The sequence below is a fragment of the Lysobacter dokdonensis DS-58 genome (assembly GCF_000770795.1).
GTDB lineage: Bacteria > Pseudomonadota > Gammaproteobacteria > Xanthomonadales > Xanthomonadaceae > Noviluteimonas > Noviluteimonas dokdonensis.
On record NZ_JRKJ01000006.1, the window covers coordinates 133,011 to 153,624 of the forward strand.

Sequence of the window (20,614 nt, forward strand, 5' to 3'; positions counted from 1 at the left end):
AAGGCGGGGGTCCGGAACCACGACGAACGCCGCCCCGTGCGGCGTTCGTCTTTTGGAGGAGCTGCATGCGCACCGGCGACCGCACGTTGTTGATCCGCCTCACCGGTTTCTCCGGCGCGCTCTTCGCCGCCTGCGCCGTCGCGCTCTCCGCCTACGCGATGCACGCCACGCTGCAACCGCATGCACGCGAGCAATTGATCATCGCCACGTGCTTCGCCTTCGGTCACGGCGTCGCGCTGGCCGCGCTCGCGCGCCACGGCGCGCATTGGGTCGGCGCCACCGCATTGCTCGCGTTGCTCGCATCGGTGGTGCTCTTCGCCGGCAGCCTCGTCGGCGCCGCGGTGGCCGGATGGCCCACGACATTCGCGCCGCTCGGCGGCATGATCGCGATCGCGGGGTGGATCCTGTTCGCCCTGCATTGCCTGCGACGCTGAAGGAGACACGATGGCGCGACGCACGAGGGGATTCGACACCGACGCGGCCTGGACGCACCTGACCAAGCGCGACCGCAAGCTCGGGAAATGGATGGAGAAGATCGGCCCGATCGAAGCCGATCCGCGCTGGCGCAAGCCCTTCGACCCCGTCGACGCACTGGCGCGCGCGATCCTCTACCAACAGTTGAGCGGCAAGGCCGCGGCGACGATCGTCGGCCGCGTCGAAACCGCAATCGCCAGCGACCGCTTCCACTGCGACACGCTCGCGCGCATCGACGATGCCGCGTTGCGCGCGTGCGGCGTGTCGGGCAACAAATCGCTCGCGCTGCGCGACCTCGCGCTGCGCGAGGAACGCGGCGAAATCCCCACGCTCAGGCAGATGGCGACGATGGACGAGGACGCGATCATCGCCGCGCTCGTGCCGGTCCGTGGCATCGGGCGCTGGACGGTGGAGATGATGCTGATGTTCCGCCTCGGCCGCCCCGACGTGCTGCCCGTCGACGACCTCGGCATCCGCAAGGGCGCGCAGGCGATCGACAAGCTGGAAGAAATGCCGGCGCCGAAAGTGCTCATGGCGCGCGGCGAAAAGTGGGGCCCGTACCGCACCTACGCGAGCTTGTACCTGTGGCGCATCGCCGACATGGCCAATGCGCCGAAGGCGAAGGACGCCAAACCGGTGAAGCGCTCGCAGGGCTGAGCCGCGCTGCCCGATCAGGCGTTCGTCGCGCGAGCCGGGGATTCGATCGGCGAGCGCGTGCCGAAGCGCCGCTTCAACCGCAGCGCGGGACGCTCGACGAGGAACCAGCTCGCCACCGCGCACGCGAACGCCAGCACGCTCGCCCACAGCACGTTGTGCATCGGCGCGCCGGGTGAATACGTCTGCACGAGTTGCGCCGCCGGCCAGCCGTAGAGATACAAGCCGTACGAGAAATCATGGTGCGCCAGCCGCGGCGCGTGCGGCAGGAAGGCGAGCCACAACGTGCCGTACACGACAAGGGCGAAGTAGGGCACGGCGAACCATTGCGTCCCGCGCAGCGCGGCCGCGCACACGAGCAGGGCGACGACGACCACCCATGTCAGCCGCACGCGTTCGCGATACACCCAGCACAGCGTGCCCGTCGCGAAGAACAACGCGCACCAGATCAGGTTCACGCGATGCTCTGGAAATACGACGCCCGCGAGCAACGCGCCGCACACGCCGCTCATCAGCGCGGCCCACACGAACACGTAGCGTCGCGCCTGCAACAACCCGACGACGCCCAGCACGAGCAACGCGAGATACAACCGCCCTTCGATGGGCAGCGTCCACAGCGAGCCGTTGACCGCAGTGCGCGGCAGGTCCTTGAACACGCCCGGCAAGTCGTACAGCGCCTGCCACAGCGTGGCGTTGGACAGCGCGTACTGATACGCCCAGCCCGTCGTCCAGAAATCGGGCGCCGTCGTGAGCAAGCCGCCCATCACGAACGTCGTCAGCCCCACGCACACCGCCAATCCCGGCAACAAGCGCAAGGCGCGCGACGTGAGATAACCGCGGACCGTGTTTCGCGACAAACTCGCCGCGATCAGGAACCCGCTGATCACGAAGAACATATCCACCGCGATGCCGCCGGCGAACTTGAACCCCGTCAGGTGCGCCAGCACGTCGCCGCCTGGCGCGCCGGTGATCGCCCATGCGTGGCCGTAGATCACCATCCATGCGGCGACGAGGCGGATCAGGTTGAAATGATTGCGCCCCGCGTCCCAGGCCGCGCCGACCGTCGGCGCGCGCCGCGGATCAAACCCCACGCCAGCACCAGTGCCACGGCTCGTAGACGATGCCGTGCGGGTTGTCGCGCGGATAGCTCAACGCGAAACCGTGGCCTTCGGCGTTCGCCTGCAGCCATTCGAATGCGCGCGTCTTCTCGAACGATTCTTCCGCCGGCGGCTCGTCCGTCGTGCCGATGTCGAGCGCGCGCCCGCCGTGGTGTTCGCTGAAACCGGGCGCGGCATTGACGTTGAGGATCTCGTCGACGGACTGCCCGCGCGCGAGTTTCCGCTCGAAGATGCCGAGTTGGTAATCGTGCGAGCGATAGCCGCTGATCGAATCCAGTACGACGCCCGCGCGCAAGGCGTCGCCCTGCATGTGCAGCCACGCGCGCGCAGCGCCGGGCAGCAGCCACAGCGGACGGCGGAACATGTCGAAGCCGGCGAAGTCGAGGCGGTCGGGTTCGGCGACCAACTCCAACCCCGTGCGGCCGGCATAGTCGCCTTCCTCGATGCCGAGCTGGTCGAGGCGTTCGTGCAGGCGAGCGAGGGGCAGTTCATAAACACGTTCGATGCCCCATCGCGTGTGCGGCGAGAAGGCTTCGAGCAGATCCAGCGCCGTTTCGATGCCTGCCTCGCGATGGAGCGAAGGCACCAGCGGCATCAGGCCTTCGGGCAGTTCCGCCGCGAGATAGCGGCCGTCGCGCTTGCGTCGCAACACGCGCGTGGCGCGCGCCAGGAGGCGCGCATCGTGGTTGCTGCGCGCGCGCAGCAGGCCGCCGGGCCACAGTTCGATGTCCGGCGTATTGAGCAACACTCGGGCGATGCCTCGCATCCGCCAAGGTTACCCGACACCGTCAACGGGTGCGCCAGCCCCATGCCGCCAGGCCCCCGGCGAACACCGCGGCGATCCAAGAAAACGCGACCGGAATCGCCTGTCCGCCGATCTCCACCGGCGCACCGACCGCTGCGCGCCAGGCCTGCGCCAACGCGACCACGGTGAACACGACCGCCGAAGCGGTGACATACCCTCGATGCGACGTCGCCATGGCGCGCCTCCTCACATGGGTTTCTTGAGGTACATCTGCACGGGCTTGAACGGGTGCGACTGCACCACGCTCACCAGTTCCCAGCCCTGCAGGCCGAGTTGCACGAGCTTTTCCTGCACAACTTCGCGGGAGAGGCCCATGAAGCCGGGCTTCACTTCCACGACCTGGTAGTTCCAGCGATCACCGGCCATCGTTGCGTTCCTCTTCGTCCGTCGGCGGCGGCGCCGGGAGGCGCCCCGCCTTGCGCAGCGCTTCGCGCAGCACGTATTCGATCTGCGCGTTGAGCGAGCGCAATTCGTCGTCGGCCCACCGCTGCGCGGCGTTCAGCACGTCCGCGTTGATGCGCAGCGGATAGGCCTTCTTTTCAGCCATCAGTACAGCGTGCCCGCGTTGACGATGGGCTGCGTGGCGCGTTCGCCGCACAGCACGACCAGCAGGTTGCTGACCATCTGCGCCTTGCGTTCTTCATCCAGGTGCACGACGCCGTTCTTCTGCAGTTCGGCCAACGCCATTTCGACCATGCCCACGGCGCCGGCGACGATGCGCGTGCGCGCGGCGATGATCGCGTTGGCCTGCTGGCGCTGGAGCATCGCCTGCGCGATTTCCGGCGCGTAGGCCAGGTGGCTGATGCGCGCGTTGAGCACCTGCACGCCGGCGTCGGCGAGGCGTTCGGACAGCTCCTTCTCCAGGTGCTGCGAGATCTCGGCGGCATGGCTGCGCAGTGCGAACTGGCCTTCCTCGTGCTGGTCGTAGGGATAGCTGGTGGCCATCGCACGCAGCGCGGACTCGGACTGGATGTGCACGAAGCTTTCGTAGTCGTCGACGTTGTAGACGGCTTCGGCCGAATCCACGACCTGCCACACGATCACCGCGGCGATCTCGATCGGGCTGCCATCCAGCTCGTTGACCTTGAGCTTGCCGCTCTCGAAGTTGCGGACGCGCTGGCTGACCTTCTTCTTGCCGAAGAAGGGGTTGTTCCAGCGCAGGCCGTTCTCCTTGACCGTGCCCACGTACTTGCCGAACAGGCTCAGCACCGCGGCCTGGTTGGGCTCGACCATGTACAGGCCGAACAGGCAGAAGAAGGCGAGCAGGTTGATGAGGATGCCCGCGATGATCCAGGCGGGGGCGGCCGTGCGGACGCCGTTGAACATCAGGAAACCGCCGACCAGCAGCACCGCCAGCAGCAAGAGCAGCATGGGGATGCCCGCGGCGGAACGGATGGGGTTCTCTTTCATCGAAGGCCTCGCAAGCCCCGGGATTGGGGCGCGCTCATTTGATATCACTTTGATATCAGACCCGCAATGGTCGGGCGACGAATGGCGCGGTCAGCGGCTCGCCGGCAACCAGACCAGGGGCGCCGGGCTGAACTCGCCGGTCGCGATCAGGCCCTTGCCGTCGGGTGCCCAGGCGATGGCCTCCGCCTGGTGCAGCCACGGCAGCGGTTGCGCGGCGGGCATGCGCGCGACGGCGCGCGCCCACGGTTCGCCGGGGCTGCGCGTGTAGAGCAGCAGCCGGTCGTAGGTGAGGACCGCGAGGGTGCGGCCGTCGGGCGAGAGATCGGCGCCGGTGATCTGCCGGCCGAGTGCATCGCGCCGCGCGTCGCCCGTCGTCGGCGCAGGCGCTTCGGCCAGCGTGCCGATGCGGCGCGCGACGACCACCCCGCGCGCAGGCCGCAGTGGCACGGAAAACAACTGCGCGGGTTTGCGCTTCTTCGAAATCAGCAGCACTTCGCCAGCGCGCGCATCGACCGCGACGGCCTCGCAATCGCGCGGGCCGTCGGGCCAGCGGAAGGCGATGGACCACGACGGCCGCAACGTCGCGCCGTCGCGGATCGGATCGGGTTCGGCCACCACGTGCAATTGCGCGGTGCGGCGCAGGCCGCCGTTGTCGCCGGTATCGGCGATCAACAACCAATGCCGGTCCAGGTATTCGAACGAATCGAGGTCTTCCCAATCGGTGTTGCGCGCACCGGCGATGCGCACGGTGGCGATCCGCGAGCCGCGTCGCGAGATCGCGTGGAGGAACGCCCCGTTGCCGCCATCCTGCAACAACCACAACGTATCGCCATGGTGCGTGGAGGACGCAAGGCCGCTCGTCTCGTCGATCGCGCCATCGAGGATCACGCCCGTGAGCCTCGGTTGCGGGACCTTGCTGCCTTCGCACGCGGCGAGCAGCGCGCAACAGGCCAGGGCGGCGAGGGCAGGGATCGGGCGCATGAGGCGCGCAGGATGGCATGGCCGGCGCGGGTACACTACGCGCCTTCGCCACCAGGCCCTGAACGATGCCCACCATCGGCACACCGTCATCGCCGCACGCCACGCGCGTGCTCCTGCTCGGCTCGGGCGAATTGGGCAAGGAAGTCGCCCTCGAACTGCAACGCTTCGGCGTGGAAGTCATCGCCGCGGATCGCTATCCGAATGCACCGGCGATGCAGGTCGCGCATCGCCGCCACGTGCTCGACATGCTCGACGGCGCCGCGGTGCGCGCGCTGATCGAGCGCGAACGCCCGGACATCGTCGTGCCCGAGATCGAAGCGATCAGCACGCAGACGCTGGTCGACATCGAAGCCGAAGGCAACGGCCCGCGCATCATCCCCACCGCGCGCGCCGCGCGCTTGACGATGGACCGCGAAGGCATCCGCCGCCTCGCCGCCGAAACGCTCGGCCTGCCGACGTCGCCGTATCGCTTCGTCGACACGCTCGACGATTATCGCGACGCCGTACGCGCCGTCGGGTTGCCATGTGTCGTCAAACCGGTGATGTCCTCGTCGGGCAAGGGGCAGAGCCTCGTGCGCACCGACGCCGACATCGACGCGGCGTGGGAGTATGCGCAAACCGGCGGGCGCGCCGGCGCAGGGCGGGTCATCGTCGAAGGCTTCATCGACTTCGAATACGAAATCACGCTGCTCACCGTGCGCCATGCCGGCGGCACGAGTTTCTGCGATCCCATCGGTCACCTGCAGCGCGACGGCGACTATCGCGAAAGCTGGCAGCCGCAGGCGATGTCGGCGCAGGCGCTGCGTCGTTCGCAGGAGGTCGCGCAGGCGGTGACGGACAACCTCGGCGGTTGGGGCGTGTTCGGCGTCGAGCTCTTCATCAAGGGCGATCAGGTGTGGTTCTCGGAAGTCTCGCCGCGACCGCACGACACCGGCCTGGTGACGCTGGCCTCGCAGGACCTGAGCGAATTCGCGCTGCATGCGCGTGCGATCCTCGGCCTGCCGATTCCCGTCATTCGCCAACTCGGCCCGACGGCCTCCTGCGCGATGCTCGCCACGGGGCACGGCATCCCCGTGTTCGACAACGTCGAAGGCGCGTTGCAGCAACCCGATACCGCGCTGCGCCTGTTCGGCAAGCCGCGCGTGGAAGGGCACCGCCGCGTTGGCGTGACGCTCGCGCGCGGCAGTGATATCGATCAGGCCCGCGCCCTTGCGCGCGACGCCGCCGCGGCCATCACCATTCGTCTGGAACAATGACGCGATGAACGAATCCGAAGGCTACGTCGTCTACTTCTTCCCGCAGGCGCTCGAAGCGCTGGGGGAGGCGATCAAGCCGTACCTGCGCGAAGGCCCGGGCGGCGAACACGTGCTCTGCCATGAGATCGACACCGGCGGCGGCCTGATCGAGATGACGATCATGGCGCAGACCAACGACGGCCGTTCGGTCGCGCTGGAACTCATGGTGCCGGGCTCGATGGTGAAGATGGTCGTCTCCGCGCGCAGCGAAGCCGGCTTCGGTTTCTCGCCGCGCGTGGCGCCGGCATTGATGGCCTCGCTGCCGCCGGTGTCCGAACAGGCGCCTGCACCGAGTGCACCGACGCAAGCCGTCCCGCAATCGGGTGACGCGCCCGCGGTCACGACGAAAGCCGAATCCTCGAACCTGCCGCCCGAAGGCTAATCCATCGGGTGCCACGCCCGCCCGTCGAACGCTTCGAGCGGACGGAACCGGCGCTTGTAATCCATCTTGTCGTGCGACTCGATCCAGTAGCCGAGGTACAGGTGCGCGCGGTTGTCGCGTTGCGCCCACTGGATCTGCCGCAATAGCGACAACGTGCCAAGCCCGCGATCAGCGAGATCCGGATCGAAGAACGTGTACACCGCCGACAGTGCGTTCTCGACGACATCGGTGATCGCCACCGACAACAACCGCCCCGGTCCCTTGCCTTCGGTGCGCTCGCGCAACTCCATGAAGCGTCCGTGCGACCAACTGCCGATCAGGAACTGGTCGAACTCGATGCCGCCGTGTTCGTCCATGCCGCCGCCGCGATGGCGCGCGCGCAGGTAGCGTTGGTACAACGCCAATTGTTCTTCGGTGCGTTCGGCCGGCACGATGCGCGCCTCGACGCTCGCGTTGCGCGCCAGGCACCGCCGCTGGCTGCGGTTGGGCACGAACTGCGACACGGGAATGCGGACCGCCACGCACGCGCGGCACCCCTGGCAATGCGGGCGATACACGATGTCGCCGGAACGGCGGAAGCCCCAGCCCAGCGCCAACGGATACAGGTTGGGCATGCGCGGGTCGCGGGGGTCGAGGACGAGGTCGCGCGCGATGCGCGTGGGCCAGTAGCCGCACGCGTGGTCGCCGGTGTGGAAGACGCGCAGCTCGTCCTGGTCCGGGGTGTTGTTGGCGCCCATGGCCCGAGCATAAACCCATCGAATGCGAAGGCGCCGTCGCGTCCTCGCCGGACGAAGTGCCGGGGCTCGCGTCAGAACGCAATGCGGCCGGAGGCCACCAGCCCGGCGATCAGCCCGCCGAACCCGCCGATGGACCCGACCACCAGCCCGATGCGGCACTGGATGCGCTCGCGGCGGCGGCGCTTGGCCGCGCCCTCCGGGTCCACGCGCGCTTCCTGCGCGAACCGGCGCGCCTTCGCCCGCGGCTGCACCACGCCGGTCTGCCAGAACACCATGCCCATGAACACGCACGTCGCCACGCTCGCCACGACCCAACCGCGCGTCCACGTCGTGGTCAGCAACATGGCGACCAGGTAACCGAAGATCGCGAAGACGTTCACGATGGCCGAACGGGTGAGTTCGCGCCGTTCTTGCGCATCCATCGCTTCGCGCATCTGCTTGCGCCAGCCCCAGAAGATGCTGGCGCTCGCCGCCGCCAGGCCGATGCCCATGCCGGTCGCGGCGCCGAGCAGCACCTGGCCCAGGGTCTTGGCGCCGAGGCCCGCACCGCCGATCAGCGTCGCCGCCGCGGCGGGCGGGCTGGCGACCACGAGTGCACTCGTCACGATGGTCGCGAACGCCGCCGCAGGTGCGGAGCCCTGCGCGAATTCGGCGAAGCGTGCGAGCAGATCGTCGCGTACCTGTTGCCGCGCACGCGACAGGCGCTTGCGCACCGCCGCGTCCGACAACCCGAGCAAGGCCGCGACCTGTTTCGAACTCTGGCCTTCGCGATAGAACAGCAACAAGGTTTCGCGGCTGTCCTCGGGCAACGCGGAAATCACGTCGGCGGCGGCGCGATGTTGTTCTTCATCGATCAGCGCGTGCATCGGCGAAGGCGCGGGATCCGCCGCCGCGGCGATCGCGGCTTCCACGTCGTCGCCCTGGAACGGCCCGCGCACCTTCGCGCGCAGGTGGTCGCGCGCCAGGTTGCGCGTGATCTGCCGCAGCCACGGCAGGAAACTGTCGGCGTTGTGCAGGCGGCGCAGGTGTTGCCACGCGCTGAGGAAGGCGTCCTGCGCGATGTCCTCGCTGCTCGGCACGTCGCGCGTGATCGCCAGTGCGATCGCGGTGATCGTGTTCTGGCAGGCGGCGACGATGCGCCCGTAGGCGTCGCGGTCCCCGTCGCGGGCGGCGGGGAGGTTCAGGCGGATCAGCTGGTCGATTGTCGTGTCCATGCCGATCAGGACGTCGCCGCGCGCCGGATGTGACTCAACGGACCGAGAGGACGCGCAACACGCGCCACTCGTTCTCGGTGCGGCGGACCAGCAGCGTGCGGACCTGCGTGGCCTGCGCCCCCGCGCTTGTCACCGCCAGCTCGACCGTACCCGTGCCCGAGCCATCCGTGCGATAGCCCCGGACGTCGATCACCAGCGACTTCGTGCCGGTGGTGTCCGTGCAATCGAGCTGGGTCGAAGCGGGCAGGGCCGCGGTGACGTCCTTCGAAGCGGCCGCCCCGTCGATCTGCAGGCACGCGATTTTCGGTGCGTCCGCCGCGAGCTCCACGCCCGCGAGCATCGTCGCGAGCGCGGGTGGTGTTTCCACCGGATAGGCGCCGGGCACCGGATCGACAGGCGCCGTCTGCACGGCGACCGGCGCGGTCGCAGCGGGCTTCGCCGTCGGCGCGGCCGCCGTCGGCGCCTTGCCTGCCCGATGCGCCGCGATCCACGCCAGCGCCACCGCCAGCACGATCGCGATCAGCAACCCGATCTTGTAGCGGAACGCACGCTTGGTCGGCGTGGCCGTGGTGCGTTCGCTGACATGCAGGACCGCGTCGGGCAGGAAGCTGTCGCTGCCGCCGCGCGTGGAATCGAGCAAGCCGGCCTCGCGCAGGATCTGCCGCGCGCGCGGCTGGTCTTCGGACCGCACCACCCACACAGCAGGCAACGGGCCTCCGGTTTCGGAATCCTTGTACGTGCGCCGACCGCTCCAGCCGCTCTTGTACGAACGCCCGTGCGTGATACGCACCTCGATGCCGTCGGCCTCGAGCATCTTCGCGATGCCCTCGACGTTGGCGATGCGGGGACTGGAGAACACCTGCCGCATGTCAGTCCTTCGTCTCGTTGGCCACGCGGATCAGGCCTTCCTGCGCGGTGCTCGCCACGAGCTTGCCGTGGCGGTCGTAGATCTGCCCGCGCGCCAGGCCGCGGCCGTCCTGCGCGCTCGGGCTGTCGATGGAATACAGCAACCATTCGTCCGCGCGGAACGGGCGATGGAACCACAGCGCGTGATCGAGCGAGGCCATCAACACGTTCGGCTGGTAATAGCTGATGCCGTGCGGGAACGTCGCCGTGCCGAGCAGGTGGAAATCCGACGCGTACGCGAGCAACGCACGGTGCAGTTCCGGCGCATCGCCGACGCGTTCGCTCAATCGGAACCACACGTGCTGGAACGGCGGGCGCTTGGGCGGATTCAACTCGTCGCGCGGATACACGTGGCGGAATTCGAACGGCCCCTGGCGCGAAAGCCACCGCTGCACTTTCGACGGCAGCTTCTGGAGTTGCTCGGGCGCCAGGTCCGTCGTGGCGGCGATGTCTTCGGGCATCGGCACTTCGGGCATCGAGAGTTGATGCTGGCCCTGGCCGCCTTCCTCGCGCTGGAACGATGCGGCGAGGAAAAAGATCGGCTGTCCGTGCTGCACCGCCGTCACGCGGCGCACGGAAAAACTGCCGCCATCGCGCGTGCGGTCGACCAGGTACACGATCGGCGCTTCGATGTCGCCCGCGCGCAGGAAATAGGCATGCAGCGAATGCGCGCTGCGCGGCTCCTTCACCGCATCCATCGTGGCCTGCGCCGCGGACAGCGCCTGCCCGAGCACCTGTCCGCCGAAGACGTACTTGGTGCCGATGTCGCGGCTCTGGCCGCGGAACAGGTTGTCCTCGAGGCGTTCGAGGGACAGCAGTTCGATCAGTTCGGAAACGGGCGCGGTCATGGCCGCAGTATAGGGGCGGCCCGCTGGAATCACGGCTCCAGTCGTTTCAATCGCACCTGCCGCAGCACGCGGTCCCACGGGAACAACGGCCCGGGATCGCGCTTGCGGCGCACGGTCTGCGCCGGGTCGTCTTCGGCCGCGACCGTCGTCGTGTCGAGGTCTTCATGCCCGGCGATGAACTGCAGCGCCGGATAGTCGTCGGACAACACCTTCAGCAACGCGATGAGCGCGACGATCTGCGCTTCCGTATACGGCTCGTCCATCGCCTGGTGGTTCGCGTCGAGCCAGCGCGGATAGCGCCCGGTGTTCACCAGCTCGATGCCGATCGACCGCGGGTTGTAGCCGCGCGTGTGGTTCGCCACGCGTTCGGGCGCAACCCACATGTGAACGGCGCCGTCGCGGTCGATGTAGAAGTGCCCGCTGTTGCCCTGGCCCGAGTCGGCATAGAGCACGCGCTCGCCGTACTCGCGCGCGGTGGCCAGGTCCGGCAGTTCGGTGCAATGGATGACCACGAGGTCGATCTGCGCGCGCGGGCGCGCGTCGAGACGGGCTTCGTAGGGCAGGGGCGTGGATTCGACCGGAAGCTCCGGCGGCGGCATGGGCACCATGGCCGCGATGCTAGCATCGCCGTGTTGCCTCCCCCGCACGTGCCGCATGCCCGCCATTCCCCCGCCCGGATCCGCCCTCGGCCGCCTCATGGCGACATTGCCGCGCGCCGGCCGCGTGGAATGGATCGGCCTGCGCCCGAAGCGCGACGTCCCCATGGCCCCCGCCGATGCCGCGGAAGCGAAAACCGGCAAGGGCCTGGTCGGCGACCGCTACACCGGCGGCAGCGGCAAGCGCGGCGTCACGCTGATCCAGGCCGAGCACCTGCCGGCCATCGCGGCGTTGTCGGGCCATGATTCGGTCTCGCCGGTGTTGCTCCGTCGCAACGTCGTTGTCTCGGGCATCCCGCTGATCGCGTTGAAGGGGCGGCGCTTCCGCATCGGCGATGTGATCCTCGAAGGCACCGACAGCTGCGACCCGTGCTCGCGCATGGAAGAAGCGCTCGGCCCCGGCGGCTTCAATGCGATGCGCAACATGGGCGGCTTGTGCGCGCGCATCGTCGAAGGCGGGATGTTCCGCATCGGCGATGCCGTATCGGCCATCGAAGACTAAGGACGGTCATGCGCGGTCATTGCATCTTGTCGCACGGGTTCGAAAGCGGACCCGACGCCACCAAAGTCACGGCGCTCGCCGACGTGGCCGAGCGCTTCGGCTGGACGCACGAACGCCCGGACTTCACCGACCTCGACGCCAAGCGCGACATCAGCGACCTCGGCGATGTCGCCGCACGCGTGCAGCGCCTGATGGGGTTGGCGAAGGACGCGGCGGCCAACGGCCCGCTCGTGCTCGCCGGTTCCAGTCTTGGCGCGTGGATTTCGGGGCACGTTTCGTTGCAGGTGCCGGTCGCCGGACTGTTCCTGATGGCGCCGCCGATCGCCTTGAACGCCGCGCATCCCTTCGACGCCGCCGGCATCCCTACGTCGATCATCCACGGATGGGACGACGAACTCATTCCCGCGCGCGACGTCATCGCCTGGGCGCAAGGGCGCCGCGCGAACCTGCTGATGGTCGACGACACCCATCGCCTCTCCGCGCACGTACAAGCCAGTGCCGACGCCTTCGCGGCACTGCTGGGCAAACTCTGAAATGAAGTTCTTCGCAAGCTGCGGCAAGGGCCTGGAATACCTGCTGGCCGACGAAATGCTGGCGCTCGGATGCACGCGCGCGACCGCGACGATGGCCGGCACCAATGTCGAAGGTGAACTGATCGACGCGCAGCGCGCAGTGCTGTGGTCGCGCCTGGCCAGCCGCGTGTTGTGGCCGATCGCCGAATTTGATTGTCCCGACGAACACGCGCTCTACGCCGGTGTCGCCGCCGTCGATTGGGAACAACACCTGGGCCCGGGCCACACGCTTGCGGTGGATGCGCACGTGTCCGGCGAAGCGCTCACGCATGCGCGCTATGCCGCGCAACGCGTGAAGGACGCGGTGGTCGACGTGCTGCGCCAGCGCACCGGCGCGCGCCCGGATGTCGACATCGAATCCCCCGACGTCCGATTGAACCTCGTCGTGCGCAAGAACAAGGCGACCTTGTCGATCGACCTCGGCGGGGGCCCGTTGCATCGCCGCGGCTGGCGCCGCGCGCAGGGCGAAGCGCCGTTGAAGGAAAACCTCGCGGCGGCGGTGTTGCTGCGCGGGCAGTGGCCGACGTTGTATCGCGATGGCGCGGCGCTGCTCGATCCGATGTGCGGCAGCGGCACGTTGCTGATCGAAGGCGCATTGATGGCGGCCGACGTGGCGCCGGGCCTGCAACGCCACGGCGCCCAGACGCCGACGCGCTGGTACGGCTTCGACAAGGCCGCATGGCAATCGCTGGTCGACGATGCACGGCAACGCCGCGATGCCGGCTTGCTCGCACTGCGTCCCGCGTTCTTCGGCAGCGATGCCGATGGACGCATCCTCGAAGCCGCGCGCGGCAACGCGCAGGCCGCCGGCGTGACGCACGGGCTCGACCTGCGTCCGACGCCGGTCGAAACACTGACGCGCGCGACCGACTTCGGGCCACGCGGCCTCGTCGTGTGCAATCCGCCGTACGACGCACGCCTGGCCGCCGACCCCGCGCTCTATCGCGCACTCGGCGATGCATTGCGCCGCAATACGCCCGAATGGCGCGCAAGCCTGCTGTGCGGCGACGACGAACTCGCCCGCGCCACCGGCCTGCGCGCGAACAAGCGCTATCAGCTCTTCAACGGTGCGATCGAATGCACGCTGATCGTGTGCGACCCCATCGCACCGCCGCAGCGGCACGTCGACGCGCCGCCGCCGGTGTTGAGCGAAGGCGCGCAGATGGTCGCCAACCGCCTGCGCAAGAACCTCAAGAAGCTCAAGTCCTGGCGCGAGAAGGACGGCATCGACAACTACCGCGCCTACGACGCGGACCTGCCGGAATACGCCGCCGCCATCGATGTCTACACGACCGCCGATTCGCGCGAGCACTGGCTGCACGTGCAGGAATACGCCGCGCCAGCGGAGATTCCCGAAGCCACCACGCGCAAGCGCCTCAACGAATTGCTCGCCGCCGCGCGCGAGGTCTTCGGTTTGCCGAAGGAACGCATCGCGCTCAAGACGCGCAGTATCGGCAAGGGCGGCAGCAAGTACGGTCGCTTCGACCGCCGGGGTGAATACCTCGTCGTGAAGGAAGGCGATGCGCGCCTGCGCGTGAACCTGTTCGACTACCTCGACACCGGCGTCTTCCTCGACCATCGCCCGTTGCGGCTGCGCATCGCCCATGAGGCACGCAACAAGCGCTTCCTCAACCTGTTCTGCTACACGGGCGCGGCGACGGTGCAGGCCGCGCAGGGTGGGGCATCGAGCACCACCAGCGTCGACCTCAGCGGCACTTACCTCCAATGGTTGTCGGACAACCTGCAGGAGAACGGCATCGGCGGCGGCCGTCACCGCCTCGTACAGGCCGACGCGATGCAATGGTTGCTGTCCGACCGCGGCGACTACGATTTGATCTTCTGCGACCCGCCGACCTTTTCGAACTCCGCGCGCGCCGCCGACTTCGACGTGCAGCGCGAACACGTCCGCATGCTGCGCGCCGCGTTGATGCGCCTGGCGCCGGGCGGCTCGCTCTACTTCTCGAACAACTACCGCCGCTTCAAGCTGGACGAAGAGGCGCTGTCCGAGTTCGCGTCCATCGAAGACATCACCAGCGAGACGATTCCGCCGGACTTCGCACGCGACGCCCGCATCCACCGCTGCTGGCGCTTGCGCCGCCTGGGCGTGGACGCACGTTGAGATCGGCATGAGCGCGCGCGCGGACTGGTTCGCGTTCATCGGGCAGTGGTTGCGCAATCCGCTGCAGACCGCCGCGGTCGCGCCGTCGGGCCGCGACCTTGCGCAGGCGATGGTCGACGAACTCCCGCACGATGCGCACCGCGTGATCGAACTGGGCGGCGGCACGGGTTCGATGACGCGCGCGCTGATCGCGCACGGCATCCAACGCCACGCCTTGCTGATCCTCGAACTCAACGAGTCGCTCGCCGCCCACTTGCGCAAGCGTTTTCCCGGCGCGCACGTCGCGCAGGGCGACGCGGCCGACCTGCAACGGATCGCCGCGCATTGCGGGTTCCTGTCCGGCGGCTGCGCCGACGCGATCGTCTCCAGCCTCGGCCTGCTCAACATGCCCGAGGACTTGCAGCGCCGCATCCTGGAGGCGTCGTTCGCGTGCCTGCGCCGCGGCGGCCGCTTCATCCAGTTCACCTACGGCGCGCAGGCGCCGGTGAGCGATGCCGTCCAGAAGGCGCTACGCTTGAAGGTGCGCCGCGACGGCTTCGTGCTGCGCAACGTGCCGCCAGCGACGGTGTACGTCTACGAGCGTCAGTAGTCGGGACACCCGGTCGTGCTGTACGACAGCGACGACGGATTGGCCGGAGCCGTCAGGCCATTGGTGGTGTCCTTCAGCGTGATGTTGGTGAACACGACGGATACCAGCGTCACGGACTGACCATACGGACACACCAGCGAGCTTTCGGGCGCGGGGATGGTGAGCGTGTTGCTGATCCGCCCGTTCTTGTCGATGGTGAACGTGCCGCTGACGTAGACGTTCTTGAGCACTTCTTCCTTGGCGCCGGGCTTCGGGCACACATGCCCGCGCTTGACGCACTGGAAATGGGCGCCCGCTTTGGCGCTCGCCACGTACGTGATGCCGTTCTGGGTGTTGCCCAAGCCGACTTCCGTCCAATCGACGATGACCTTGGGCGAGCCGAGCGACGCGCTGGGCGCGCGCAGGAAATGCGGGCGGCCGCCCGGCGCTGCCGTCACGACGACGACCAGGGCGAGCAGGCACAGCTTGTATCGGGTCTGCATGGCGTCCTCCGTTTCAAAGGAGAACGACGGAATCGCGCGGCGCGACTCCCCCAACCGGGTGGGGTTAACCCGCCCCGGCCGGGCGCGTCGCACGACTCAAGGGCAAACGCGCGCGTTGTAGCTCAGCGACGAAGGATTGGTCGGCGACGACACGCCATTGGTCACGTCCGTCAGACGGATGTCGGTGAAGACGACCGATTCCACGCCGACGACCTGGTTGCCCGGACAGACCAAACTGCCGGGCGGCGCCGGGATGATCAGCGATTCGGAAATCCGCCCGTTCTTGTCGACGGAGAAGGTGCCGCCCACCGAAACGTTCGCCAGCACGTCCTGCTTGTTCGAAGCAGCCGGGCAGTTGTTGCCGCGGTTGACGCACTGGTAACGCGCGGCTGCCGTTGCGTTCGCCACGTAGCTCACGGTATCGACGCTGCCCAGGCCGACTTCCGTCCACTTCACGATGACTTTGGGCGAACCGAGCGATGCGCTGGGCGCGCGGAGGAATTGGGGACGACCCAAGGCGATGGCCGTTGTCGCGACCACCGTCAGGCCGAGCAGGCAGAGCGCATGTTTGTGCTGCATTTCGTTCTCCGGCCGAAGTGGCCTCCAAATTAGAGAGAACGTGGAAATCGCGCGCACCGGCTCCTCCGGGCGGGGGAGGCTAACCCTTGCGCGTCATGTTCCCGGCTTCGGCACGTCGATGCGGATGGCCGCGAGTTGTTCGGGCGCGTAACCGATCTTGCGCAGGAACGGCAGCCACCGCGGATCGTCGCGCAGCGAGTCGCTCAACACGTCGAACGCCACCGACGTGGCGGCGGGGTCGCGCATGCGCGCGGCTTCGTCGAGCCAGCGGAAGGCTTCGTCGCGATCGACGCGATAGCTGTACGCCAGCGCGATCAGCGTGGGCTGTTGTTCGCCGTACGTCTTGATGAGCGCTTGCAGCGCCGCATTGGACTCGCGCGTGCGGCCGAGCGCATGGAGCGCCAGCGCGCGCACCTGCAGCCGCGACGCCTCGTCCGGTTCGCCCGCGATCTCGCGCAGCGCGCCGGCCGCGTCGCCTTTCCCGACCAGCAGCGACACCGCGATGCCGTTGCGTGCGCCGACGAACGCCGGACTCAGCCGCAAGGCCGTGCGGAAGTCGTCGATCGCTGAATCCCACTGGCGCGCGTAGTAACGGGTGATGCCGCGGTTGTTGTAGGCAGTGGGGTTCGCCGGATCGTGCGCGACGCGGTAGTCGTACAGCGGCAGCGCTTCGTCGAACCGTCCCACGTTGCTGAGCAGGATGCCGAGCGTGTTGATGGCGACGAGGTTGTTCGGTTCGATCTGCAACGCGCGTCGGTTGTAGTCGGCGGCGGCCTGCGCGTTGAAGTCGAAGTCCGCGGCCAGGCGCGCCAGCCCGGTGATTGCGATGACGTTGCGCGGGTCGATGCGCAGCGCCTTGTCCAGCGCTTCGCGTGCGAGCTTCGCCGCTTCCGCCGGCGGCATCTCGCTGTAGATGGACTGGTTGATGTACACGCGCCCCAGGCCCGCCCATGCGCGCGCTTCGTTCGGCGCGATCGACAGCGCCTGCTTGAAGACGACCAGCGCCTGCGCGCGCCCTTCCTTGCTCTGCTGGTCGAGCAGGGCCTGCGCCTGGAGGACCAGCGCATAGACGCGCGGATCCACGGGCGTGACGGTGGGCGCCTTCAGCAGCTTGAGCTTCAATTCCTCCACGACCGACGCGGCGATCTCGTCCTGCACCTGGAAGATATCGTCGAGCTTGCGGTCGTAGGTTTCCGTCCACAGCTGCGCGCCGTCGGTGGCGCGCACCAATTGCACCGAGATGCGCACGCGTTCGCCCGCCTTGCGCACGCTGCCCTGCAGGATCGAAGCCACGTTGAGGCGGCGCGCGATCTCCGGGATGGGCAGGTCCTGGCCCTTGAACGCGAAGCTCGAGGTGCGCGCAATCACGCGCAACTCCGGCACCTTGTTCAACACGTTGAGCAGTTCCTCGGATACGCCGTCGGAGAAATATTGCTGCTCCTTGTCGGCGCTCATGTTGGCCAGGGGAAGCACGGCGATCGAAGGATCGTTCTCGATGGTCGGGATGCCGGTGTTCGCCATCGTCGCGGACGTATCCGCCGTCGAGCGCACCGTCTGCCACAACCATGCGCCGCCGACGATCACGACGAGCGCGATCAACACGACCTCCAGCCGCGTGACCCGCTGTTGCCCGCGCTCGCCCTGGAACCACGCGATGACCAGTGTCAGGAAGAACCCGAGTACCGCGAGCGCCACGCCCACGCGCATCGGGATCGCCGACCAGCCATAGGTGTCCGACAACAGCCCGACGCCCTGCAACAAGGCCCACGCGACCGCCGTGTACCCGAGCACCCATTGCGCGACCTTGCGCTTGCGTAGCTGGCGGATGGTCAACATGAAGAAGGCAAACGCAAGCAGCAGCGCAAACGGGCCGCCGCCGGAAGCAGGTGGCGTGCCAAACCCTGCGTTCCACGAACGGCACTGGCTTCGCGAGCGCTCCGGCGCCATCGTTTCGGCTTCGCAACCAGGAGCTGCCCATGTCCACCACCGCTACCCAGTCCCACGCCCGCGTCGCCCGCAAGCTGCGCGGCCAGCCGGCGTCCGACGGCGCTGGCGTGAAGCTCACGCGCGTCATCGGCACGCCGCAGCTCGACATGCTCGACCCGTTCCTGATGCTCGACGAGTTCGGCACCGACAAGCCGGAGGATTACCTCGCCGGTTTCCCCGACCACCCGCATCGCGGCTTCGAGACAGTGACCTACATGCTCGACGGCCGCATGCGCCATCGCGACAACCACGGCAACGAGGGTCTGCTGGTGCCCGGCAGCGTGCAGTGGATGACCGCGGGCCGCGGGCTCGTGCACAGCGAGATGCCCGAACAGCAGGAAGGCCGCATGCGCGGGTTCCAGTTGTGGGTGAACCTGCCGAAGGCCAACAAGATGGACGCGCCGCAGTACCAGGAGTTCGCGCCGGATCGCATCCCGGTGGCGACGCCTGCGCCGGGCGTGTCGGTGAAGGTGATCGCCGGCAGTGTGGGCGACGTGCGCGGGCCGATCGAACAGCCGGCCACGTCGCCGGTGTACCTCGACATCACGCTCGCCCCGAATACCGCGTGGACGTACGTCCTGCCGGAAGGGCACAACGCGTTCGCGTACGTGTTCGAAGGCGGCGCGTCGGTGGGCGAAGGCGACGACGCACGCGAGCTGGCCTCGCAGGAACTCGCGGTGCTCGGCGGCGGTGAAACGCTGGTCGCGACCGCGGGCGGGCAGGGCGCGCGCTTCATCCTCGTGGCGGGCCGCCCGCTGCGCGAACCGGTGGCGCGTTACGGCCCGTTCGTGATGAACACCAAGGAAGAAATCATGCAGGCCTTCGTCGACTTCCAGAGCGGCAAGTTCTAGAGCGCTACGTGACGCCGCCATTCAGGATTCGCCCCCAAAACTCGGCGCCACCATCCGCAAAGGGAGCTTGCCCATGATTCGCACCACCCTCGCCGCATTGGTCGCGGCCTGCGCTTTCACCGCCTGCGCCAGCAACACCAACGCAGGCGGCGGCACGACGACTTCGCAGGAGAGCACGATGCGTTCGATCACCGCCGGCAGTTCGGAAACGTTGTCGCCGAAGGAAACGGTGAAGCTGCCCGACGGCGCAACGCTGCAATACGTCGCGGTGACGCAGGATTCGCGCTGCCCGCCGAACGCACGCTGCATCCGCGCCGGCGATGCCGACATCGAGTTCGTCTTCGCCACCGGCGGTGGTCCGCAGGCGACGGTGAAGGCGAACCTGCCCGAAGCCCCGTCGAAGAACATGGGCGCGTGGCGGCTCACCGTCGAAGCGCTGGAATTCAACGAAAACCCGGTTGTAACCGTTCGCGTCGACAAGGCGCAGTAAGGTGAAAAGATGACCACGATCGTCCCCCCCCGCGTCCACGACCTCGGCGGATTCCAGGTCCGCCGCGCCGTTCCGTCCATCCAGGCGCGGAGCGTGGGGCCGTTCGTGTTCGTCGACCACATGGGCCCGGCGATCTTCGAGCCCGGCCGCGGCATCGACGTGCGCCCGCACCCGCACATCGGGCTGGCGACGGTGACGTTCCTGTGGGCCGGCACGATCACGCATCGCGACACGCTCGGCTACGTGCAGGACATCCGCCCCGGCGACGTCAACTGGATGACCGCCGGCCGCGGCATCGCGCATTCCGAACGCACGCCCGCCGGCACGCGCGAAGCGCCGCACCCGGTGCACGGCATGCAAACGTGGATCGCGCTGCCGAAGTCGCACGAAGAAACCGACCCGGCGTTCTACCACCACGGCGCCGATGCCTTGCCGCTGATCACGCGCCCCGGCGTCACGCTGCGCGTGATCGCCGGCCGCGCGTTCGGCGAAGAGTCCCCGGTGGCGGTGTTCACCGACACGTTCAACGTCGCCATCGACATGGCGCCCGACGCCGAATTCGAAGTCGACGCACGCGCGGTGGAACGCGCGTTGTACGTGCTGGAAGGCAAACTGCAACTCGACGGCGCCGACATCCCCGAGCAACACCTCGTTGTCCTCGACCGCGGCGTGAAGCACCGCGTGCGCGCGCTGGGGTACGTCAAGGCGATGCTGCTCGGCGGCGAACCGCTCGACGCCCCCCGCCACATGTGGTGGAACTTCGTGTCCTCGTCGCAGGAGCGCATCGACCAGGCCAAGCAGGATTGGCTGGACGACAAGTTCGGCAAGATCGAAGGCGAAACCGAGTTCATCCCGCTGCCCGAGCGCTGACCTGACGCGTCATCCCCGCGAACGCGGGGATCCAGGCGCGCACTCTCTCCTGGACTTGGAGAAGCCCCAGCCGTACCCCAGAATCGACGGCGGG

Annotated in this window: 26 protein-coding genes; 11 read left to right on the forward strand and 15 right to left on the reverse strand. The window is 68.1% G+C overall.

The genetic code is table 11. The features are described from left to right. Positions 1-65: 65 nt before the first annotated feature. Positions 66-434: a DUF423 domain-containing protein gene (locus tag LF41_RS06180; RefSeq protein WP_052116189.1), complete on the forward strand. Its 369-nt coding sequence runs from the start codon at positions 66-68 to the stop codon at positions 432-434. 10 nt (positions 435-444) lie between these two features. After that, positions 445-1,131 carry a DNA-3-methyladenine glycosylase family protein gene (locus tag LF41_RS06185; RefSeq protein ID WP_036167384.1) on the forward strand — a complete coding sequence of 229 codons (687 nt, stop codon included), beginning with the start codon at positions 445-447 and terminating at the stop codon, positions 1,129-1,131. 14 nt (positions 1,132-1,145) lie between these two features. Here the strand turns inward: LF41_RS06185 and LF41_RS06190 are convergent, their stop codons facing one another. The 7 genes from LF41_RS06190 to LF41_RS06215 all read right to left on the reverse strand — a co-directional run bounded on the left by LF41_RS06190 (position 1,146) and on the right by LF41_RS06215 (position 5,442). Further along, the gene (locus LF41_RS06190) at positions 1,146-2,219 is read right to left on the reverse strand and encodes an acyltransferase family protein (protein ID WP_036167387.1); all 1,074 of its coding nucleotides are present in this window, start codon (positions 2,217-2,219) and stop codon (positions 1,146-1,148) included. Next, the gene (locus LF41_RS06195; protein ID WP_036167390.1) at positions 2,209-3,012 is read right to left on the reverse strand and encodes a M15 family metallopeptidase; all 804 of its coding nucleotides are present in this window, start codon (positions 3,010-3,012) and stop codon (positions 2,209-2,211) included. Before LF41_RS06195 ends, LF41_RS06190 begins: the two co-directional genes overlap by 11 nt. Before the next feature lie 22 nt (positions 3,013-3,034). Then, entirely contained in the window at positions 3,035-3,226 is a 192-nt protein-coding gene (locus LF41_RS16700; RefSeq protein WP_152599911.1) for a hypothetical protein, read from the reverse strand. An 11-nt stretch (positions 3,227-3,237) separates the two neighbouring features. Then, positions 3,238-3,417 (reverse strand): DUF4177 domain-containing protein, encoded by a 180-nt coding sequence (locus tag LF41_RS06200; protein WP_036167392.1) that lies wholly within the window; start codon positions 3,415-3,417, stop codon positions 3,238-3,240. Further along, positions 3,407-3,598, reverse strand: a complete 192-nt coding sequence (locus tag LF41_RS06205) for a type II toxin-antitoxin system antitoxin (protein WP_036167395.1) — start codon at positions 3,596-3,598, stop codon at positions 3,407-3,409. Before LF41_RS06205 ends, LF41_RS06200 begins: the two co-directional genes overlap by 11 nt. Beyond that, a complete protein-coding gene (locus LF41_RS06210) occupies positions 3,598-4,461 on the reverse strand; it encodes an SPFH domain-containing protein (protein WP_036167398.1) in 864 nt (287 codons plus the stop codon). The genes LF41_RS06205 and LF41_RS06210 overlap by 1 nt, the downstream gene beginning before the upstream one ends. 90 nt (positions 4,462-4,551) lie before the next feature. After that, positions 4,552-5,442 (reverse strand): hypothetical protein, encoded by an 891-nt coding sequence (locus LF41_RS06215; RefSeq protein ID WP_036167401.1) that lies wholly within the window; start codon positions 5,440-5,442, stop codon positions 4,552-4,554. A 65-nt stretch (positions 5,443-5,507) separates the two neighbouring features. Here LF41_RS06215 and purT point away from each other — a divergent pair, with 65 nt between their 5' ends. Both purT and LF41_RS06225 read left to right on the forward strand, forming a co-directional pair. After that, on the forward strand, positions 5,508-6,698 hold the full coding sequence (gene purT, locus LF41_RS06220; protein WP_036167404.1) for a formate-dependent phosphoribosylglycinamide formyltransferase: 1,191 nt from the start codon (positions 5,508-5,510) through the stop codon (positions 6,696-6,698). Between the two features lie 4 nt (positions 6,699-6,702). Further along, a complete protein-coding gene (locus LF41_RS06225) occupies positions 6,703-7,119 on the forward strand; it encodes a hypothetical protein (RefSeq protein ID WP_036167407.1) in 417 nt (138 codons plus the stop codon). Here LF41_RS06225 and LF41_RS06230 read toward each other — a convergent pair. The 5 genes from LF41_RS06230 to LF41_RS06250 form a co-directional block, all read right to left on the reverse strand. Beyond that, positions 7,116-7,856: an arginyltransferase gene (locus LF41_RS06230; protein WP_036167410.1), complete on the reverse strand. Its 741-nt coding sequence runs from the start codon at positions 7,854-7,856 to the stop codon at positions 7,116-7,118. The two genes, LF41_RS06225 and LF41_RS06230, sit on opposite strands and share 4 nt — an antisense overlap. Before the next feature lie 71 nt (positions 7,857-7,927). Continuing rightward, a complete protein-coding gene (locus LF41_RS17105; RefSeq protein ID WP_052116190.1) occupies positions 7,928-9,070 on the reverse strand; it encodes an RNA polymerase sigma factor in 1,143 nt (380 codons plus the stop codon). 34 nt (positions 9,071-9,104) lie between these two features. Then, positions 9,105-9,938: a hypothetical protein gene (locus tag LF41_RS16710; protein WP_052116191.1), complete on the reverse strand. Its 834-nt coding sequence runs from the start codon at positions 9,936-9,938 to the stop codon at positions 9,105-9,107. Position 9,939: 1 nt separating this feature from the next. Next, positions 9,940-10,824 carry an acyl-CoA thioesterase II gene (gene tesB, locus LF41_RS06245; RefSeq protein WP_036167412.1) on the reverse strand — a complete coding sequence of 295 codons (885 nt, stop codon included), beginning with the start codon at positions 10,822-10,824 and terminating at the stop codon, positions 9,940-9,942. 29 nt (positions 10,825-10,853) lie between these two features. Further along, a complete protein-coding gene (locus tag LF41_RS06250) occupies positions 10,854-11,423 on the reverse strand; it encodes an N-acetylmuramoyl-L-alanine amidase (RefSeq protein ID WP_036167628.1) in 570 nt (189 codons plus the stop codon). Positions 11,424-11,478: 55 nt separating this feature from the next. Here LF41_RS06250 and LF41_RS06255 point away from each other — a divergent pair, with 55 nt between their 5' ends. Genes LF41_RS06255 through LF41_RS06270 form a run of 4 tightly spaced genes read left to right on the forward strand, consistent with a single transcriptional unit; the run spans position 11,479 to position 15,262 of the window. Beyond that, positions 11,479-11,982 carry an MOSC domain-containing protein gene (locus LF41_RS06255; protein WP_036167415.1) on the forward strand — a complete coding sequence of 168 codons (504 nt, stop codon included), beginning with the start codon at positions 11,479-11,481 and terminating at the stop codon, positions 11,980-11,982. A gap of 8 nt (positions 11,983-11,990) precedes the next feature. Further along, positions 11,991-12,515 carry an alpha/beta hydrolase gene (locus LF41_RS06260; protein WP_036167418.1) on the forward strand — a complete coding sequence of 175 codons (525 nt, stop codon included), beginning with the start codon at positions 11,991-11,993 and terminating at the stop codon, positions 12,513-12,515. Between the two features lies 1 nt (position 12,516). Then, a complete protein-coding gene (gene rlmKL / locus LF41_RS06265; protein WP_036167421.1) occupies positions 12,517-14,673 on the forward strand; it encodes a bifunctional 23S rRNA (guanine(2069)-N(7))-methyltransferase RlmK/23S rRNA (guanine(2445)-N(2))-methyltransferase RlmL in 2,157 nt (718 codons plus the stop codon). A gap of 7 nt (positions 14,674-14,680) precedes the next feature. Then, complete coding sequence (locus LF41_RS06270; protein ID WP_036167424.1) at positions 14,681-15,262, forward strand: class I SAM-dependent methyltransferase; 582 nt, start codon at positions 14,681-14,683, stop codon at positions 15,260-15,262. On the opposite strand, the gene LF41_RS16085 is transcribed toward LF41_RS06270, so the two are convergent. The 3 genes from LF41_RS16085 to LF41_RS06285 form a co-directional block, all read right to left on the reverse strand. Further along, positions 15,256-15,744 carry a hypothetical protein gene (locus tag LF41_RS16085; RefSeq protein WP_052116192.1) on the reverse strand — a complete coding sequence of 163 codons (489 nt, stop codon included), beginning with the start codon at positions 15,742-15,744 and terminating at the stop codon, positions 15,256-15,258. The genes LF41_RS06270 and LF41_RS16085 overlap by 7 nt on opposite strands. Positions 15,745-15,840: 96 nt before the next feature. Continuing rightward, a complete protein-coding gene (locus tag LF41_RS06280) occupies positions 15,841-16,323 on the reverse strand; it encodes a hypothetical protein (protein ID WP_052116193.1) in 483 nt (160 codons plus the stop codon). Between the two features lie 93 nt (positions 16,324-16,416). After that, positions 16,417-18,159 (reverse strand): tetratricopeptide repeat protein, encoded by a 1,743-nt coding sequence (locus LF41_RS06285; protein WP_036167426.1) that lies wholly within the window; start codon positions 18,157-18,159, stop codon positions 16,417-16,419. A gap of 140 nt (positions 18,160-18,299) precedes the next feature. Between LF41_RS06285 and LF41_RS06290 the strand changes: the two genes are divergently transcribed. From LF41_RS06290 to LF41_RS06300, 3 genes are all read left to right on the forward strand, one after another. Continuing rightward, positions 18,300-19,160 (forward strand): pirin family protein, encoded by an 861-nt coding sequence (locus LF41_RS06290; RefSeq protein WP_036167429.1) that lies wholly within the window; start codon positions 18,300-18,302, stop codon positions 19,158-19,160. A gap of 73 nt (positions 19,161-19,233) precedes the next feature. Continuing rightward, entirely contained in the window at positions 19,234-19,650 is a 417-nt protein-coding gene (locus tag LF41_RS06295; RefSeq protein WP_036167432.1) for a hypothetical protein, read from the forward strand. A 9-nt stretch (positions 19,651-19,659) separates the two neighbouring features. Continuing rightward, on the forward strand, positions 19,660-20,520 hold the full coding sequence (locus LF41_RS06300) for a pirin family protein (RefSeq protein ID WP_036167434.1): 861 nt from the start codon (positions 19,660-19,662) through the stop codon (positions 20,518-20,520). Positions 20,521-20,614: the final 94 nt, after the last annotated feature.